Source organism: Anaerostipes hadrus ATCC 29173 = JCM 17467, assembly GCF_030296915.1.
GTDB classification, from domain to species: domain Bacteria; phylum Bacillota; class Clostridia; order Lachnospirales; family Lachnospiraceae; genus Anaerostipes; species Anaerostipes hadrus.
Map to the genome: position 1 here is coordinate 933,807 of NZ_AP028031.1, position 18,863 is coordinate 952,669.

The window sequence follows — 18,863 nt, forward strand, 5'->3', positions numbered from 1 at the left end:
TCTTATGCAGCATTCCTTGTTATTTGCAATATCAAATGGTAGAATTAGGAATATTCAAAGTGAATCAATCTGTAATATGGAATGGAAAACAAACTGATACAACAAAGGAGAAACGAAACAATCATGCCAGGATACATTTTACATTTAACTGCTGCCCAGATGTTTCTAAAGACACAAAAAGGACAGAAATTTTTAAAGACAAAACAAGATAAAAATAATTTTCTGATCGGAAATCTTCTGCCAGATACAACAAAGATCAAAGCAAGATCCCATTTCAGAGATCCAAAATATCACGATCGCATGATAGAATACCCGGAAACAAGCTGGTTTATCAAGAAATATAAGCATCTTCTATCAAACAGCAGTGTGGTCGGATATCTCTTTCATCTCTACATCGATCGAAGATTTTTCAAATACTATATGCCAAGGATCGTAGAGTTTCGAAATGCACAAGATGAGAGAGAAGAAAGAAGAGATATGGTAAAAGATGTCTTATTAAAACGGACAGGACAAAGATTATCAAAGCAGGATTTTTTCTCAGAGAAATACTACTATGGGGACTACACAAAGATGAATATGTACCTTGTAAATCGTTATCAGATTCCGACAACACTTGATCCCAATATATCAAATCCTGGGATCAAAGAAGTTGATTATGAGGATGTAAAGCAGGTGTTAAAAGAATTAAAAACATATATGAAAGTACCAAAAGATGCAGTAAAGAACGTGAGAGTTTTTGACGTGGAAGATCTTCTTTTCTTTTTGGAAAACGCAGTAGGTGTATTTAAAATCTAAGTTTGGATAACATACAAATACAGGAAATTTTTTCATTATATAACAAAAAAGTTGCAAATATTACAAAAATATGACATAATACCATAGAAATAACTTTAAGGAGGACAACATGATGAAAACTGTAAAGGAAATTGTAAAGAGGGAACGTCAAAAGAGAAGAAGACGTGTGGGGATTATGATCGTATTGATCGCTTTATGTGCAACAGCAATTTTCTTTGGAACCAAAGCTTATCACAATTACAAGGAAGAGGAATTCTTCAAGAGTGTGAAAGAAAAAGAAATCAAAGTAACTCCAAAAAGCATAACGCACAAACAGACAGATATCTTTACACAAAGTTATCAAAAAGAAACGGATGATCAGTTGAAAGCATTAAAGAAAGGCAAAAATTATACTTTCAATAAGCCCTTAATCGTCTGGAATGCATATGGAACATACACAACATCTTTGTACTATTATGCAAAAAATGATCGTGCATCTTATGCAGTATGTACTGTAGAAGCCAGCGAAGCAGGTGCGAGTCCATACAAACGTACATTGAAATCTGTATCTGGAAAGAAATATGTGACAACACATGAATATCAGATCAAAGGACTTGTTCCAGGAGCGAAGAATAAGATCACAATGCAATTCTTTAATGAAAATGGAAGAGCTGTCGGGAAAACACATTTCTACGTGACAGCACTGAAAGATGATGTCATTCCTGCAATTCTTAAGAAGAATACAGGGACAAGCAAAGCAAAGATGAGCGATGGCCTGTTTTGCCTGTTTGGACATGATAAAGCGGATGTGTCAAACATCTATCTGTATGATAATAATGGAGTGAGCAGGGGAAGAATGCCTTTGAACAAATATCGTACAGACCGCTTTTTATTTATCAAAGGACAGCTGGTATATTCTTATGACTATAATAAAATTGCATTTACGAATTGTATAGGAAAAGTGACAAGGACCATTGATATTGGGAATTATCAATTTCATCACGATTTCCGTTATGACAAGAAACACGATAAGATCATTTGTCTGGTAAATAATCTGGACAAAGATACGATTGAAGATACGATCGTACAGGTGGATGTAAAGACAGGAAAGACAAGTATGCTCTTTGACTGTGAAAAAATTCTGCCGTTAATGAGAAAACTGGCGATCCAGAGAAAAGGTGGTAGAAATACTTATGGAGGAACTGAACTAGACTGGATACACATTAATTCTTTTGATTTTCTAGATGATGGTAATAGTTTGGTCTTAAGCAGCAGAGAACAAAGTTCAATCCTTAAGATTAAAAATATTTACACAAAACCAGAATTAGACTATGTGATCCATCGTGGAACAATCTATAATGGAACAGATATTGCCAAATATCAGTTAAAACGAGAAGGAGACTTCGTTGCAAATGCAGGACAGCATATGATCACTGTAGAATATGACGATTCCCTTCCAGAAGGACAATATTATTTATATATGTTTAATAACAACTATGGAAAGGCAACATCTATTCCAACTTTTGACTGGAGTATGTATCCGAATGTGGGAAACTTTAAAAGTGGAACTTCTTATTACTCAAAATTTCTTGTAGATGAGAAGACAAGGACTTATAAACTTGCACAGCAATTTAGTTTGCCTTATTCGGCAATCGTAAGCAGTGTGCAGCATTTAGGGGGGAATATTCCGTTTAGTAGTGGAATGAGTAAGACATTTGGAGAGTATGATAAAGATGGAAAACTGATCAAGTCCTTTGAATATGAAGCAGATAAATATTCATATCGCGTGATGAAGTATGAATTTTAAGTTGTAAGTTGGCCAACTATAGTCTTTCAGTATATGATAAAAATTAAATAAGCAACCGAAAACGCAGCGGTGGAATTTTGCTCACATTTTGAACAAATCGCTTATCCGCCCAATTTCCTACGAGAACTCGCTCTGAAGTTTTGTTTTAGACAAAAGTCTTTGAAGCTCAGACATTCGTCCAATTGGGCTGCGAATTTGTTCAAAATATGGCAAAATTCCAATGCTGCGTTTTCGGTTGCTTATTTAATTTTTATCATATACCTGAAGTCTGGAGTGTGGACAATTACAAGATTGGACAATTTAAGTGAGTGTGTATGTTGAATGTTATCGGTTCTGTCGGAGTATAAGTATCAAGAAAAAACAATCCTCGACATAATATTACAAAAATAGACTAAATATTACAAAAATATTACAAAATAATAATCGAAAGTATTGACATACTACATATAAGTGCTATAATACACACATACTCGAGTTAACAAAATTGTAACATTTACAGGAGGGACATTATGATAACGAGGAAAATGAGACTGTCGATGGCGATGCTTACGATTGCTGCGAGTGTGTTGACGACAGGAAATATAAAAGCAGATGAGAAAGATACAACAAAAGAAACAAATACAGCAACGGAAAGTAAATATGCGAATAAAGCAGTTGCAGATATTTATTCTACAACAACATTAAATATCCGAAAAAAGGGTAGTATAAATGCAAAGATCGTAGGAAAAATGAAAAAGGGTAATATTGCAACTGTGCTGAAGAAAGGATCTGAATGGTCAAAAGTAAGATCAGGAAATGTTACAGGATATGTAAAAAATCAGTATCTTGTATTTGGCGATGAGATTGAAAACTTTGCGAAACAAAATGTGAAAAAGGTGGCGAAAGTTCAGACGGAAACATTAAGAGTTCGTAAGAAAGCATCTACGGATTCAAAGATTGTTACATTGGTATCTGAAGATGATAAATTAAAAGTGAAGAAACAGACCGATGACTGGGCAAAAGTCAAGGTTGATGGCCAGACAGGATATGTGTCAAAAGATTATGCCAAAGTAACATACTCTTTTGGAAAAGCGAAATCCATGAAGCAGATTCAGGCAGAACAAGAGGCGAAGAAAAGAGCAGAAGAAGCAGCCAGAAATAAGCCAGTATCCACAACATCAAGCAGTCATACTTCTAATACTGGAACAACATCTGGAAGTACAACAGGTTCCACACAGACAACAAAGAAAGCTTCCGTATCCGTATCATCTAGTGGCTCATCAGCAACAGGAAGCAGGATCGTAAGTTATGCGCAGCAGTTTGTTGGAAATCCATACCGATATGGTGGAAATAGCTTAACCAGCGGAATTGACTGTTCTGGATTTACGCAGCAGATTATGGCGAAATTTGGATACAGTATCAGTCGTACGAGCAGTTCCCAGTCTGGTGATGGAAGAGCAGTATCTACGAGCAATTTAAGAGCTGGTGATCTGGTATTCTATGGAGATGGTGGAAGCATTGATCATGTGGCACTTTATATCGGCGGTGGTCAGGTAGTACATGCAAGTAATTCCGCACCATATCCGCGAGGAGGAATTAAGATTTCAAACGTAAATTACAGAACACCAATCTGTGCAAGACGTATCATAGGATAGCTAGAAAAATTATCAATACAGTATTTATATGGAAAGAGCGTAAAAGGAAGATTCATGCAGAATCATTCTTGTGCGCTCTTCCTTTTTTGATATACCAGACATGAAAATAAAAAATTATATTTCCTATATTGACATAACAATCCCATATTTATAGAATGTAAAAAGGTATATTTTGGTTAGGAAAATAAAGATAGAAAAGAGATGTAAAAAGAAAAAGATGAAACAAAGACGATTTACAAACAAAAAGCTGATCGCCCTCATGTTACCACTGGCAGTTGATCAGCTTTTAAATTCGTTTATGGGTACGGTAGATACCCTTGTAGTCAGCAATTTAGGATCAGCAGCGATTTCTGCTGTCAGTCTGGTAGATTCCATTAATATTCTGGTAGTTCAGGCATTTTTTGCACTGGCTTCAGGTGGTACGGTTGTTTGCTCTCATTATCTTGGATGTGAGAAGAAAGAGAGAGCAACGAATGCAGCCAGGCAGTTAGTGTTTATTACATTCGCAATGTCATTGGTCATTGCGATCGCGTGTCATTTATTCAGCGATCAGCTTCTTGGAGTGATATTTGGACAGGTGGAACCAGCGGTTATGGACAATGCGAAGAAGTATTTCTTCTTTTCGGCCATGTCTTATCCATTTATCGCATTGTACGATGACGGAGCCTGTATTTTAAGAGCACAGGAGAACAGCAAACTTCCGATGCAGATTTCTTTTGTTGCAAATGGCATTAATGTTGCATTGAATCTGATATTTGTATGGGTATTGCATTTGGGTGTAGCAGGTTCTTCTGCAGCGACGATGATCGCCAGAGCATTTGCAATGGTTGCGGTGCTTTATAAATTGAGAAATCCGAAGATGAAGATACAGCTTAGAGACTATTTTTCGATTCGTCCAGAATGGGAAGAGATCAAACGAATCTTACATATCGGAGTTCCATCAGGAATTGAAAATGGAATGTTCCAATTTGGAAAGCTTGCGATCCAGTCAACGGTATCTTTGATGGGAACGGCGGCGATCGCGGCACAGGGAATGACCAATATCATCGAGAATTTGAATGGTATCATGTCGATCGGAATGGGAATCGGATTGATGACAGTCGTTGGAGAATGTCTTGGAGCAGGAGAAAAAGAAGAAGCAGTTTATTATATAAAGAAGATTTCCATTGCAGCAGAAGTTGTATTGATCGCTACATGTCTTTTGATGTTTGGGCTTACTTATCCGATCACATATTTTGGAGGCATGGAACCAGAGAGTGCAAAACTTTGTATATTCATGGTAACATGTATCACGATCGTAAAACCGATCGTGTGGATCATGGCATTTATTCCACCATATGGATTCAGGGCAGCAGGAGATGTTAGATTTACAATGACGACCTCCATGCTGTGCATGTGGCTTTGCAGAGTTGTACTTGCTATGGTACTTGCGAGAGTTTTTCATATGGGACCGATCGCAGTGTGGATCGGAATGTTTACAGACTGGACGATCCGTGGAATTATTTATACAATACGATTTAAAAATAGAAAATGGCTTGCTCATCAGGTGATCTGATGTTCGTTGCGGATGATGACGGTTCGTGTTATACTGAAATGTATTTGAATGATCAAGAAATAATATAGAAGGGATACAAATAAAATGAAAGTATCAGATTTTACATTTGATTTACCAGAAGAATTGATCGCTCAGGATCCACTTGAGGACAGATCAAGTTCCAGATTATTAACATTAGATAAAAATACAGGAGAGATCGGACATGATGTCTTCCATAATATTGTAAATTATTTAAAACCGGGAGACTGTCTTGTGTTGAATAACACAAAAGTAATTCCTGCAAGACTGATCGGAGCCAAAGAAGAGACTGGCGGTAAAGTTGAAGTTTTACTTCTCAAGAGAAAACAGGACAATGTATGGGAAACTCTTGTAAAGCCAGGGAAAAAAGCACGTCCGGGAGCAAGGATTTCTTTTGGAGATGGAAAATTAGTTGGAGAAGTCATTGATGTTGTTGATGAAGGAAATCGTTTGGTGAAGTTTGAATATGAAGGCATTTTTGAGGAAGTGTTAGACGAACTTGGACAGATGCCATTACCACCATATATCACACATCAATTAAAAGACAAGAATCGTTATCAGACAGTTTACGCCAAATATGATGGTTCAGCCGCAGCACCAACTGCCGGACTTCATTTTACAAAGGAATTATTACAACAGATCAAAGACATGGGAGTTAATATCGCATATGTAACACTTCATGTTGGACTTGGAACATTCCGTCCAGTAAAAGTTGATGATGTTTTAGAGCATCATATGCATTCTGAATTTTATAGAATTGAAGAGGAAGATGCAGAACTTATCAATGAGACAAAGAAAAACGGTGGAAGAGTTATTTCTGTTGGAACAACAAGTACAAGAACTTTGGAATCTGTTGCAGAAGAAGATGGAACTCTGCATGCAAAGAGCGGATGGACAGACATCTTCATTTATCCAGGATACAAATTTAAAGTGATCGATGGACTGATCACAAACTTCCATCTGCCAGAATCTACATTATTAATGTTAGTTTCTGCACTCGCAGGAAGAGAACATATTTTAAATGCTTATAATATCGCTGTAAAAGAAAGATACAGATTCTTCTCTTTCGGGGATGCGATGTTCATTCATCCATAAGAAGAATTTATTATAAAAGGATATCTTAGAAAGGAGTCACAATGGCAAATTTGATCGAAATTGGAAAAAGTGGAATAAAAGTACCATTCTTAGGAATGGGAACATGGGCGATCGGTGGTGGAAGCTGGTGGGGAGACAATGATGACGAACTCTCTGTCAAAACGATTCAAAGGGCGATCGATCTTGGAATCAAATGGATCGACACAGCGCCAATTTATGGATTATATCACAGTGAAGATGTGGTGGGAAAAGCAATCAAAGGAAAAAGAGAGCAGATTATATTATCTACAAAGTGTGCACTGGAGTGGAGACATGAAACACCAGTTTTTCATAAAGAAGTCGATGGAACGAAAGTCTATCGTGACCTTTCAAAGAAAAGTATCATTGAGGATTTAGATCATAGTCTTTTAACACTTGGAACAGACTATATTGATGTGTTGTATACACACTGGCAGACAACAGATAAGAAACTTTATCCGATCGAAGAGACAATGGATGCATTGATGACACTTAAAAAACAGGGTAAGATCAGAGCTATTGGTGCGTCAAATGTTACAGAAGAAGATATCAGGGAATATTGTCAATATGGACAGCTTGATGTGATCCAGGAAAAATACAGTATTGTGACAAGAAAAGTGGAGAAAGAATTATTGCCAGTATGCAAGGAACTTGGTGTGTCAATACAGGCGTATTCTCCATTGGAACAAGGTCTGCTTACAGGTAAGTTTACAATGGATACAACATTTCCAAATGGAGATGTAAGAAATAATAATCCATCTTTTCAGCCTGAGACAAGAAAAAAGGTATTGGATATCTTAGAGGACTGGAAAAAATATCTAGGAAAATATGAGTGCTCATACAGTAATCTAGTAATCGCATTGACTTCTCAGATGATGGATGGACTGCATATTCTTGGTGGAGCGAGGAAACCGAAGCAGATTGAAGATAATGCCAAGGCATTGGGCGTATCTTTGGAAGAGGCAGATATTGTTCAAATGAAAAAAAGATATAGAAACATTATTATAAGATATGAAATGGAGGAAAGCTTATGAAACTTGCACTTATTGGAACAGGAAAGATTATTGAAGATGCATTGTTTGCAATGGAACCAGTAGAAACAATTGAGAGAACAGCGATTTTTGCAAGACCACATAGCAGAGATAAGGCGGAAAAACTTGCAAAACAGTATGCGATCAAAGAAGTTTACACAGACTATGAAGAATTACTTGAAAAGACAGAAGCAGATACTGTTTACATAGGACTGATCAACAGTGCTCATTATCCATATGCAAAACAGGCATTATTGGCAGGAAAGAATGTCATCCTCGAGAAGCCATTTACTGGATTTTATGAAGAAACAAAGGATTTAGAGCAGATTGCAAATGACAAGAAATTATTTATCTTTGAAGCGATCACAGTACTTCACAACGAAGTGTTTTATGAGATGAAAAAGAACCTGAATAAACTGGGAAATATCCGTATGGCACTTTGTAATTATTCTCAGTACTCCAGCCGTTACGATGCATATTTAGAAGGAGATATCACACATTCTTTTGATCCTGCATATTATGGAGGTTCATTATATGATATCAACGTCTATAATATTCATTATTGTGTAGGATTATTTGGAGAGCCAAAGGATGCGACATATTATCCAAATATCGGACCAAATGGAATTGATACATCAGGAACACTTGTGATGCAGTATGATGGATTCAGTGCGGTTTGTACAGGAAGTAAAGATTCAGACAGTCCAGGATACGTCTGTGTTCAGGGTGAAAAAGGTTTTATGAAAGTAGATTCTAAACCAAACATTGCTTCTGAATTAAAGACGGTTTATGCAGATGAAAATATCAAAGAAAAAGTAAAAGATGCAGCAGGAGCGATGGTTCGTGCAACGATCACAGAAGATTATAAGGCTCCAGAGCATCACCACCGCATGACACAGGAATTTACAGATTTTGCAAGAGTCATTGATGAAAAAGATTATGAGACGGCAAAAGAATTTTTGGAGGAGACAGTTGCGGTTGTGAAAGTACTTGAGACAGCACGAAAGAAAGCTGGAATTGAATTTTAGAATTAAATTAAATAGAAGGAAGTAATCTATGAAAGTGATCATTATCGGTGGCGGAGCTGCCGGCATGATGGCTGCATATCAGGCAGCAAAATGTGGAAACGATGTTTCCTTATATGAAAAAAATGAAAAATTAGGAAAGAAGATTTTTATCACAGGAAAAGGACGCTGTAATGTGACAAATGCCTGTGAGATCGAAGAGCTGTTAGATCACGTTGTGACCAACAAAGAATTTTTATACAGTGGTTTCTATTCTTTTACAAATGATGCAATGATGGAATTCTTGGAAGAACTTGGATGCCCTCTGAAAGTGGAACGAGGAAATCGTGTATTCCCTGTATCTGATCATTCTTCTGATGTTATTGCAGCATTACAAAGAGGTCTTAGAAAAGAAAATGTTGACATATATTTCAATACAACTGTCAAAAAGATTCTGATCGAAGATGGAATTGTAACAGGAGTAAGATTGGCATCTGGAGACACAGTGAAGGCAGATAAAGTCGTTGTTGCAACAGGAGGTATGTCCTATCAGGCAACCGGATCGACTGGAGATGGATATGATTTTGCAAGAAAAGCAGGACATAAAGTGACAAAACTTACGCCTGCACTTGTTCCGTTTGAGATCAAAGAAGATTATTGTAAACAGTTGATGGGATTATCTTTAAGAAATGTCGCAGTGACAATGACTGCAGATGGAAAGAAGATTTACGAAGATTTTGGGGAAATGCTCTTTACACACTTTGGAATCAGTGGACCAGTTGTTTTAAGTGCAAGTAGTTATATTGGAAGATATCAGGGCAAAGAATTAAAATTTATCATTGATTTGAAACCAGCACTTAACAAAGAACAGTTAGATCACAGAGTATTAAAAGATTTTAATAAGACATTAAACAAAGATTTTGTAAATTCCTTAGATCATCTTTTGCCGAAGAAGCTGATTCCTGTTATGATAGAGTTATCAGGAATTCCAGAGCATAAGAAAGTCAACGAGATCACAAAGAAGGAAAGAGAACGATTTGTTTCTTTATTAAAGCATTTAGAACTTACAATTACAGGAGTTCGTGGATTTAAAGAAGCGATCATTACACAAGGCGGAGTTAACGTCAAAGAGATCGATCCGGGGACGATGGAATCAAAGAAGATCAAAGGATTATATTTTGCAGGGGAAGTATTAGATCTTGATGCGGTCACAGGTGGGTTTAACCTTCAGATCGCATGGTCAACAGGATATCTTGCAGGAATGAATTAATATATTAGGAAGCAGATCAGGAGGAAAAGATAATGTATAGTATTGCGATTGATGGACCAGCAGGAGCAGGAAAAAGCACGATTGCAAAAACAATTGCAAAGAAATTAGAATTTATTTATGTGGATACAGGAGCAATGTACCGTGCGATGGCTCTTTATTTCATCAGACATGAGATCGATCCAAAGGATGAAGAGGCAATCAACAAAGCATGTCCAGATATTCATGTAAGTATCAACTATGAAGATGGAGTGCAGCAGGTGTTATTAAACGGGGAAAATGTAAATGGACTGATCCGTACCGAGGAAGTTGGAAATATGGCTTCGAAGACATCTGCATATAAAATGGTAAGAGCAACACTATTAGATCTTCAGAGAGATCTTGCCAAGACGGCTAATATCTTAATGGATGGAAGAGATATCGGAACAAACGTACTGCCAAATGCCGATTTAAAGATTTATTTAACTGCATCATCTAAAGTAAGAGCCGAGCGCCGCTACAAAGAATTGGTAGAAAAAGGTGTAGAGGCTGATTTCGATAAGATTGAGGAAGATATCATTATCCGTGACCGTCAGGATATGGAACGTGAGATCGCACCGCTAAAACAGGCAGAAGATGCAGTGCTGGTTGATTCTTCTGATATGACGATCGAAGAAGTTGTTGATGCGATCGTTGCAGAATTTGAAAAAGTAAAATAATAAAAAGTTTATTTGCAAGCAGTGAGGATAAAGATGGAAGTTATTTTAGCAAAAACAGCAGGGTTTTGTTTTGGCGTGAAGCGTGCTGTTGACACTGTATATAAAGAAGCAGGAAAGAAAAATGTATACACATACGGGCCGATCATTCACAATTCAGAGGTTGTTAATGATCTGAAGAAAAAGGGCGTGGAAGTGATCAATTCCAGAGAAGAATTAGAAGCTTTGGAAGAAGGAACGGTTATCATACGTTCCCATGGAGTTGCGAGAGAAATTTATGATCTGATCCATGAAAAAGGATTGGAATTAGTTGATGCAACATGTCCATTTGTCAGAAAGATCCATAAGATCGTAGAGAAAGCGGGCAACGATGGTGATCAGGTGATCATCGTTGGAAGTGAGCACCACCCAGAAGTTCAGGGAATCAAAGGATGGTGTACTGGAGAAGTGCATATTATCTCAGATGCAGAGCAGTTTGAAGGGATCAATCTTAACAAGCCGACGACTCTTGTATCACAAACGACATTTAATTACAAGAAATTTCAAGATTTAGTTGAAATTCTGAATAAAAAGGGTTATGATATAGGAGTATGTAATACAATATGTAATGCCACGGAAGAGCGTCAACTGGAAGCAAAGTCTATCGCTAAGGGTGTAGATGCAATGGTTGTGATCGGAGATAAGCAAAGCTCCAACAGCCAGAAGTTATATGAGATTAGTAAGAAAGAGTGTGAGAACACCTTTTTTGTGCAGACACTTAGAGACCTGGATTTGAAACTTTTTGAATCGACTGGTAAGGTAGGTATTACAGCGGGGGCCTCAACCCCACAGAAAATTATCAAGGAGGTTCATGCTAGCATGACAGAAAAGAGTTTTGAAGAATTATTAGAGGAAAGTTTTGTGACAATTCACAACGGAGAGGTAGTGAAAGGTACAGTTATCGATGTGAAACCAGATGAGATCATCTTAAACATCGGATACAAAGCAGATGGTATCTTAACAAGAAGTGAATACTCTAATGATTCAGCCAACGTAGATTTAACAACTGTTGCTAAAGTTGGTGATACTATGGAGACTAAGGTATTAAAAGTGAATGATGGAGAAGGACAGGTTCTTCTTACTTATAAGAGATTAGCAGCTGAAAAAGGAAACAAACGTTTAGAAGAAGCTTTCGAGAATAAAGAAGTCTTAAAAGCACCTGTAGCTCAGGTTTTAGATGGTGGATTAAGCGTACTGATCGAAGAAGCACGTGTATTCATCCCTGCAAGCTTAGTTTCTGATTCTTATGAAAGAGACTTAAAGAAATACGAAGGACAGGAAATCGAATTCGTTATCAGCGAGTTCAACCCTCGTAAGAGAAGAGTCATCGGAGACCGCAAACAGTTATTAGTAGCTGCTAAGAAAGAAAAACAGAAAGAATTATTCGAGAAGATCGAAGCAGGAATGAAAGTAGAAGGAGTTGTTAAGAATGTAACAGACTTCGGTGCATTCATCGATTTAGGTGGAGCAGACGGACTTCTTCACATTTCTGAAATGTCTTGGGGACGTGTTGAAAACCCTAAGAAGGTCTTCAATATTGGAGATAAAGTAACAGTTCTGATCAAGGATATTCAGGGAGAAAAGATTGCATTAAGCTTAAAATTCCCAGAAGAGAATCCATGGTTAAAAGCAGAAGAGAAATACAAAGTAGGAAGTGTTGTAACAGGTAAAGTTGCACGTATGACAGATTTCGGAGCATTCGTTGAGTTAGAATCAGGAATCGATGCACTTCTTCACGTTTCTCAGATCGCAAAAGAACATATCGACAAACCATCTGACGTATTAAGCGTTGGACAGGAAATCGAAGCTAAAGTAGTTGACTTCAAGAAAGACGATAAGAAGATCAGCTTAAGTATGAAAGCATTAGCTAACGAAGAAGAAAAAACAGAAGAATAAGATCTTTATCAAAGAATCCTGATTTTTATAAATCAGGGTTCTTTTTTCGTACAAGTATTGTAAAAAAACAAGTTTTGCGATATAATCAGTTTTAAAAATACATTTTTTTAAAATGATAAACCTCGAAAAGGAGTTATGACCATGGAATTAAAGAAGTTTAAAAAAGTATTGGTTGCAAACCGTGGTGAGATTGCGATCCGAGTTTTCCGAGCTTTAAATGAACTTGGAATTACAACGGTTGGTGTCTTTTCAAAAGAAGACCGTTATGCCTTATTCCGTTCTAAAGCTGATGAATCTTATCAGTTGAATCCGGACAAAGGACCAATCGATGCCTATCTTGACATCAATACGATCATTCGTATTGCAAAAGAGAAGAACGTAGATGCAATTCATCCAGGTTATGGATTTTTATCAGAGAATCCTGACTTTGTAGATGCCTGTGAGAAGAATGGAATCACATTTATCGGACCATCCTCAAGCTTAATGCGTAAGATGGGAGATAAGATTTCTTCCAAACAGATGGCAATTGAAGCTGATGTTCCAATCATTCCTGGTGTAGACCATGCGGTTCACGGACTGGAAGAAGTGACTAAGATTGCGAACCAAGTTGGATATCCTGTAATGTTAAAGGCTTCCAATGGTGGTGGAGGACGTGGAATGCGTATCGTTCATTCAGCCGAAGAGATGCCAAAAGAATATGCAGAAGCAAGAGATGAATCCAAGAAAGCATTTGGAGACGATCAGATTTTCGTTGAAAAATACTTAAAGAGTCCAAAACATATCGAGGTTCAGATCATTGGTGACCAGTATGGACATGTTGTTCATTTATATGACCGTGACTGCTCTGTACAGAGAAGACATCAGAAGGTTGTAGAATATGCACCAGCATTCAGCGTGCCAGAAGAAGTAAGACAGCAGATTTTTGAAGCATCTATCCGTCTTGCAAAACATGTAGGATATAAGAATGCTGGAACATTAGAGTTCCTGGTAGATGCAGATAATAATGCATACTTTATCGAGATGAACCCTCGTGTACAGGTAGAACATACGATCACAGAGATGGTAACAGGAATCGATATCGTACAGACACAGGTTCTTGTAGCAGAAGGATATTCTTTAGATTCTGAAGAGATCGGTATTGGATCTCAGGAGGAAGTGACATGTAATGGATACTCTATTCAGACACGTATCACAACAGAAGATCCAATGAATAACTTCCTGCCAGACACAGGTAAGATCACGGTATATCGTTCTGGAGCTGGTAACGGTATTCGATTAGATGGTGGTAACGCATATGCAGGAGCAGAGATTACACCATACTATGACAGCTTATTGGTAAAAGCGATCTCTCATGATCGTACATTTGGAAGAGCGGTTGACAAATCTATCCGTGTATTAAAAGAGATTCGTATTCGTGGAGTTAAGACAAATATCCCATTCTTGATCAATGTATTAAATAATGAGACATTCCGTGAGGGAAGATGCTATACAACATTTATTGAAGAAACGCCAGAATTATTCTTACTTCCAGAAAGTCAGGACAGAGCAACAAAGATCCTTGAATTTTTAGGAAATAAGATGGTGAATGTGCAGAAAGCCGTTCTTGACAAACCAGATTTTGAAGCAAGAATTCTTCCAAAGTATGATACAGAGAAGAAGATTTATGGTTCCAGAGACAAGTTCTTAGAGATGGGAGCTAAAGACTTCACACAGAGCCTGTTAAATGAGAAGAGATTACTGATCACAGATACAACAATGCGTGATGCACAGCAGTCTTTAATGGCAACACGTATGAGAACAAAAGATCTGATCGGAGCATCTGATGCGACAAACGCATTTATGGAGAATGCATTCTCTGTAGAGGCATGGGGTGGGGCTACTTATGATACAGCTTATCGTTTCTTAAAAGAGTCTCCATGGAAGAGATTAAAATTATTAAGACAACATATGCCAAATACATTGATCCAGATGTTACTTCGAGCATCCAATGCTGTAGGATACAGCAACTATCCAGATAATGTTGTTAAGAAATTCATCGAAGAAGCATCACAAAAAGGTGTAGATGTGTTCCGTATTTTCGACAGCTTAAACTGGGTTGAGAATATGAAGATGCCGATCGAGACAGCATTAAAGACAGGTAAGATCGTAGAAGGAACGATCTGCTACACAGGAGATATCACAGATCCAAACGAGACAAAATATACATTAGATTACTATGTAAAGAAAGCCAAAGAATTAGAAAGCTTAGGTGTTCATATCTTTACGATCAAAGATATGGCAGGTCTTGTAAAACCATATGCAGCGAAGAAACTTATTAGTGCATTAAAAGAAGAATTAAATATTCCAGTTAATCTTCATACACATGATTCTACTGGAAATGGTGTCAGCACATTATTAATGGCATCTGAAGCAGGACTAGATATCGCTGACTGTGCGATTGGTTCTATGAGTTCTATGACAAGTAACCCATGTATGAATTCATTAGTAGAAGCATTAAAAGGAACAGAGCGAGATACAGGACTTAATCCAGATGAATTAACAGAATTAAGTCAGTACTATGCAAGAATCCGTCCAATCTACAAACAGTTTGAGAGCGGAATGGATGCGCCAAATACAGAGATTTACAAATATGAGATTCCAGGTGGACAGTACTCTAATCTGTTAGCACAGGTAAAAGAAATGGGTGCAGCGGAAGACTTTGAAGAGATCAAAGGTTTATATAAAGATGCGAACCAGCTGCTTGGAAATATCGTTAAAGTAACACCATCATCTAAAGTTGTTGGAGACTTTGCGATCTTTATGTTCAAGAATGGATTAACAAAAGAGAATATCTTAGAAGTTGGTAAAGATTTATCTTATCCAGATTCTGTTGTAGAATATTTTGAAGGTATGATCGGACAGCCAGAAGGTGGATTCCCAGAAGAATTACAGAAGATCGTATTAAAAGATAAGAAACCGATTGATGTGCGTCCAGGAAGTTTATTACCAGATGAAGATTTTGATTATATCGCAAAGGGATTAAAAGAAAACTTCTATACAGAGAATATGGAAGATCCAGATGTCTTAAGTCAGAAGACATTAAGCTATGCGTTATATCCAAAAGTATATGAAGATTACTGTAGACATTTTGAGGCTTACAATGATGTAACAGGACTTGAAAGTCACGTATATTTCTATGGATTAAGAAAAGGTGAAGAGACAACACTGAAATTAGATGAAGGTAAATATCTGATCATCAAATTTATCGATATGACAGAGCCTGATGAAGATGGATACCGACTGTTAGACTTTGAAGTAAATGGATCTATCCGTGAGATCAAAGTTCTTGATAAGAATTTAGAGGTTAAGACAGACCGAAGAGTTAAAGCAGATAAATCTAATCCTGCACATCTTGGATCCACAATTCCAGGAACAGTTGGTAAAGTTCTTGTCAATGAAGGTGATGAGGTCACAGTGAATATGCCGCTGATGACAGTTGAAGCTATGAAGATGGAGACAACTGTTGTTTCTACCGTCAATGGTAAAGTTGATAAGATCTATGTCAAAGAAGGAGAACAGGTAAATCAGGAAGATCTGTTAATCTCTTTTGAAATTGATGAATAGAAATTGAATTAGATTTCATACTAAAGAAGGAAGTAAGAAGATGCTTCCTTCTTTTTTTAGTGCAAATTGCAGAGCATCGTTCTAAATAATAAAGATAAAAAATATGATACAGGAAGGTAAGATTTTGGTATGAAAGATAATGAGAGACAAGAAATAGAAAAATTTGGACAGTTGCAGGAAAATGGGATTTTTACAATGACTATCATTGGTGAGATCGAAGGGCATCAGTTATCTGCACAAAATGCAAAGACAACAAAATATGAACATATGATACCGGCTTTAGCAAAGGTTGAGCAGGATGAAAGTATAAAAGGAATCTTAATTTTGATCAATACGATCGGTGGAGATGTAGAATGTGGACTTGCGATCGCAGAGCTTATCGCATCTCTAAGCAAACCAACCGTATCGCTTGTTCTTGGAGGAAGTCATTCGATCGGAGTACCGCTTGCTGTGGCAGCAGATCATTCTTTTATTGTGAAAAGCGCAACAATGATGATTCATCCAGTGAGAAGTTCTGGAACATTTATCGGAGTTATTCAAAGTTATCGTAATATTGAAAAGATTCAAGATCGGATTACGACATTTATTAGTGATCATTGTAAAATGAAAAAGGAAAGAGTTGAAGAATTGATGCTTCATATTGGACAGCAGGTAAAAGATGTTGGTATGATCCTTTCAGGGGAGGAGGCAGTGAAAGAAGGATTGATCGATGAGATGGGTGGAATAAAAGAAGCAACAGACAGATTGATTGAAATAATTAATCAGTCTGAAAATAAATAGAAAATTTGAATAAAAAACAGATAATACCTTTATAAAATTCCTGTTTTGGTATATGATAAGAATAACAAGTATGTTAAAAAAAACACAAACTATCTTAAGGCATCATTAGAGGAGGGAATATCATGAGAGGAATACAGACACCAGTTCGGAATGTGAGAAGAAGAATTTTCAAAGAGATCGCAAAGTTTGGCTACGAACAAAGGAACCTACAGGATCTTGAAGATCTTCCATATGAGATCATACCTGGAGAAGTTGCAAAATATCGAGATAGCATTTACAGAGAACGAGCGATCGTAGGTGAGAGATTGAGGCTTGCCATGGGAATGTCATTAAATCCAGCGGATAAACCAACAAGAATTACGAAAGAAATTGATGAGAGCAATATTTCAGAGAAATATTATGAGCCGCCACTTCTTCAGGTAATTCCATCTGCATGCAATGAATGTAAGGAGAAGGCATTTATTGTAGGAGAGCAGTGCCAGGGATGCATGGCACATCCGTGTATGGAAGTTTGTCCGAAGAAGGCAATTAGTTTTAAGGATGGATATTCTTATATCGATCAGGAAAAATGTATCAAATGTGGACAATGTAAAAAGGTTTGTCCATATGGTGCGATTTATGAAAGAAAACGTCCTTGTGCAAATGCCTGTGGGGTTGGAGCGATTGAAACAGATTATGCAGGAAGAGCTAAGATCAATCCAGATAAATGTGTTTCTTGTGGTATGTGTATGGTAAATTGTCCGTTTGGAGCAATTGCAGATAAATCCCAGATTTACCAGTTGATCAAGGCAATGAACGAAGGTGCGGAAGTGATCGCGATCTTAGCACCTGCATTTGTCGGACAATTTGGACCAAAAGCAACGCCAAATAAGATTAAAGCTGCACTTTTTGATATTGGGTTTGCAGATGTGTGGGAAGTTGCAGTTGGAGCAGACGCAGGGGCACTAGAAGAGGCAAAGCATTATGTTCAAAGTGTAGCTACAGGGAAACTACCATTCTTGCTGACATCATGCTGCCCATCATGGTCTATGCTTGGAAAGAAATATTTTCCAGAGGTGATCGATGAAATTTCTAATGCACTAACACCAATGGTAGCAACGGCAAGAGCGGCAAGGATTACATCTCCAAATGCAAAAATTGTTTTTGTAGGGCCATGTGTTGCCAAAAAGTTAGAAGCATCCAGACGGACAGTGCGAAGTGAGGTCGATTTTGTGATCACATTTGAAGAACTGGCTGGAATGTTTGATGCGAAAGAAATTGATTTTAACACATATGAAAAAGAAGAAGAGTTAAATGATGCCTTTGGAGCAGGACGTGGGTATGCGGTTGCGAGCGGAGTAGCTGGAGCGATCAAGGCATGTATTGATGAATACTATCCTGGAACAGAAGTAAAGATCGATCATGTGGAAGGACTCGCAGAGTGTAAGAAGATGCTTCTACAGGCGAAAGCAGGGAAGAAAAAGGGCTATCTGATCGAAGGAATGGGATGTCCAGGTGGATGTGTTGCAGGAGCCGGAACTAATATACCTGTTGTGAAAGCACAAATTCAGGTTAAGAAATTTGTAAAAGAAGCGGAAGATTTTGTACCTCCAGAAACTGCACAATATTAAGATGTTAAAAGAAAAGGGAAATGTATGGGAGATAAAT

Annotated in this window: 13 protein-coding genes; all 13 read left to right on the forward strand. The window is 37.5% G+C overall.

What is annotated here, in order from left to right:
• Positions 1-123: 123 nt before the first annotated feature.
• Positions 124-795, forward strand: a complete 672-nt coding sequence (locus QUE18_RS04555) for a hypothetical protein (protein WP_237967950.1) — start codon at positions 124-126, stop codon at positions 793-795.
• A 109-nt stretch (positions 796-904) separates the two neighbouring features.
• Positions 905-2,581 (forward strand): aryl-sulfate sulfotransferase, encoded by a 1,677-nt coding sequence (locus tag QUE18_RS04560; protein WP_009202809.1) that lies wholly within the window; start codon positions 905-907, stop codon positions 2,579-2,581.
• A gap of 509 nt (positions 2,582-3,090) precedes the next feature.
• Entirely contained in the window at positions 3,091-4,215 is a 1,125-nt protein-coding gene (locus QUE18_RS04565; RefSeq protein ID WP_009202824.1) for a C40 family peptidase, read from the forward strand.
• A gap of 217 nt (positions 4,216-4,432) precedes the next feature.
• Positions 4,433-5,770 (forward strand): MATE family efflux transporter, encoded by a 1,338-nt coding sequence (locus QUE18_RS04570; RefSeq protein ID WP_207641988.1) that lies wholly within the window; start codon positions 4,433-4,435, stop codon positions 5,768-5,770.
• 84 nt (positions 5,771-5,854) lie between these two features.
• Positions 5,855-6,883 carry a tRNA preQ1(34) S-adenosylmethionine ribosyltransferase-isomerase QueA gene (gene queA, locus QUE18_RS04575; protein WP_008392964.1) on the forward strand — a complete coding sequence of 343 codons (1,029 nt, stop codon included), beginning with the start codon at positions 5,855-5,857 and terminating at the stop codon, positions 6,881-6,883.
• 41 nt (positions 6,884-6,924) lie between these two features.
• Complete coding sequence (locus tag QUE18_RS04580; protein WP_009202822.1) at positions 6,925-7,935, forward strand: aldo/keto reductase; 1,011 nt, start codon at positions 6,925-6,927, stop codon at positions 7,933-7,935.
• Complete coding sequence (locus QUE18_RS04585; protein ID WP_009202821.1) at positions 7,932-8,960, forward strand: Gfo/Idh/MocA family protein; 1,029 nt, start codon at positions 7,932-7,934, stop codon at positions 8,958-8,960. Before QUE18_RS04580 ends, QUE18_RS04585 begins: the two co-directional genes overlap by 4 nt.
• Before the next feature lie 28 nt (positions 8,961-8,988).
• Positions 8,989-10,206 (forward strand): BaiN/RdsA family NAD(P)/FAD-dependent oxidoreductase, encoded by a 1,218-nt coding sequence (locus QUE18_RS04590; protein ID WP_009202820.1) that lies wholly within the window; start codon positions 8,989-8,991, stop codon positions 10,204-10,206.
• 32 nt (positions 10,207-10,238) lie between these two features.
• Positions 10,239-10,901, forward strand: a complete 663-nt coding sequence (cmk, locus tag QUE18_RS04595) for a (d)CMP kinase (protein ID WP_008392960.1) — start codon at positions 10,239-10,241, stop codon at positions 10,899-10,901.
• A 33-nt stretch (positions 10,902-10,934) separates the two neighbouring features.
• Positions 10,935-12,833, forward strand: a complete 1,899-nt coding sequence (locus tag QUE18_RS04600) for a bifunctional 4-hydroxy-3-methylbut-2-enyl diphosphate reductase/30S ribosomal protein S1 (RefSeq protein ID WP_009202819.1) — start codon at positions 10,935-10,937, stop codon at positions 12,831-12,833.
• Between the two features lie 135 nt (positions 12,834-12,968).
• Complete coding sequence (locus QUE18_RS04605; RefSeq protein WP_009202818.1) at positions 12,969-16,436, forward strand: pyruvate carboxylase; 3,468 nt, start codon at positions 12,969-12,971, stop codon at positions 16,434-16,436.
• A 129-nt stretch (positions 16,437-16,565) separates the two neighbouring features.
• Positions 16,566-17,216, forward strand: a complete 651-nt coding sequence (locus QUE18_RS04610; RefSeq protein ID WP_008392957.1) for a ClpP family protease — start codon at positions 16,566-16,568, stop codon at positions 17,214-17,216.
• Between the two features lie 122 nt (positions 17,217-17,338).
• Positions 17,339-18,826, forward strand: a complete 1,488-nt coding sequence (locus tag QUE18_RS04615; RefSeq protein ID WP_009202817.1) for a 4Fe-4S dicluster domain-containing protein — start codon at positions 17,339-17,341, stop codon at positions 18,824-18,826.
• Positions 18,827-18,863: the final 37 nt, after the last annotated feature.

Excerpts from the sequence above, each read along its gene's own strand:
- QUE18_RS04555 (WP_237967950.1), top strand. The coding sequence starts at position 124 with ATGCCAGGATACATTTTACATTTAACTGCTGCCCAGATGTTTCTAAAG.
- QUE18_RS04605 (WP_009202818.1), top strand. The coding sequence starts at position 12,969 with ATGACCATGGAATTAAAGAAGTTTAAAAAAGTATTGGTTGCAAACCGT.
- QUE18_RS04600 (WP_009202819.1), top strand. The coding sequence starts at position 10,935 with ATGGAAGTTATTTTAGCAAAAACAGCAGGGTTTTGTTTTGGCGTGAAG.
- QUE18_RS04610 (WP_008392957.1), top strand. The coding sequence starts at position 16,566 with ATGAAAGATAATGAGAGACAAGAAATAGAAAAATTTGGACAGTTGCAG.
- QUE18_RS04570 (WP_207641988.1), top strand. The coding sequence starts at position 4,433 with ATGAAACAAAGACGATTTACAAACAAAAAGCTGATCGCCCTCATGTTA.
- QUE18_RS04590 (WP_009202820.1), top strand. The coding sequence starts at position 8,989 with ATGAAAGTGATCATTATCGGTGGCGGAGCTGCCGGCATGATGGCTGCA.
- QUE18_RS04585 (WP_009202821.1), top strand. The coding sequence starts at position 7,932 with ATGAAACTTGCACTTATTGGAACAGGAAAGATTATTGAAGATGCATTG.
- QUE18_RS04565 (WP_009202824.1), top strand. The coding sequence starts at position 3,091 with ATGATAACGAGGAAAATGAGACTGTCGATGGCGATGCTTACGATTGCT.
- QUE18_RS04580 (WP_009202822.1), top strand. The coding sequence starts at position 6,925 with ATGGCAAATTTGATCGAAATTGGAAAAAGTGGAATAAAAGTACCATTC.
- QUE18_RS04615 (WP_009202817.1), top strand. The coding sequence starts at position 17,339 with ATGAGAGGAATACAGACACCAGTTCGGAATGTGAGAAGAAGAATTTTC.
- QUE18_RS04560 (WP_009202809.1), top strand. The coding sequence starts at position 905 with ATGATGAAAACTGTAAAGGAAATTGTAAAGAGGGAACGTCAAAAGAGA.
- queA (WP_008392964.1), top strand. The coding sequence starts at position 5,855 with ATGAAAGTATCAGATTTTACATTTGATTTACCAGAAGAATTGATCGCT.
- cmk (WP_008392960.1), top strand. The coding sequence starts at position 10,239 with ATGTATAGTATTGCGATTGATGGACCAGCAGGAGCAGGAAAAAGCACG.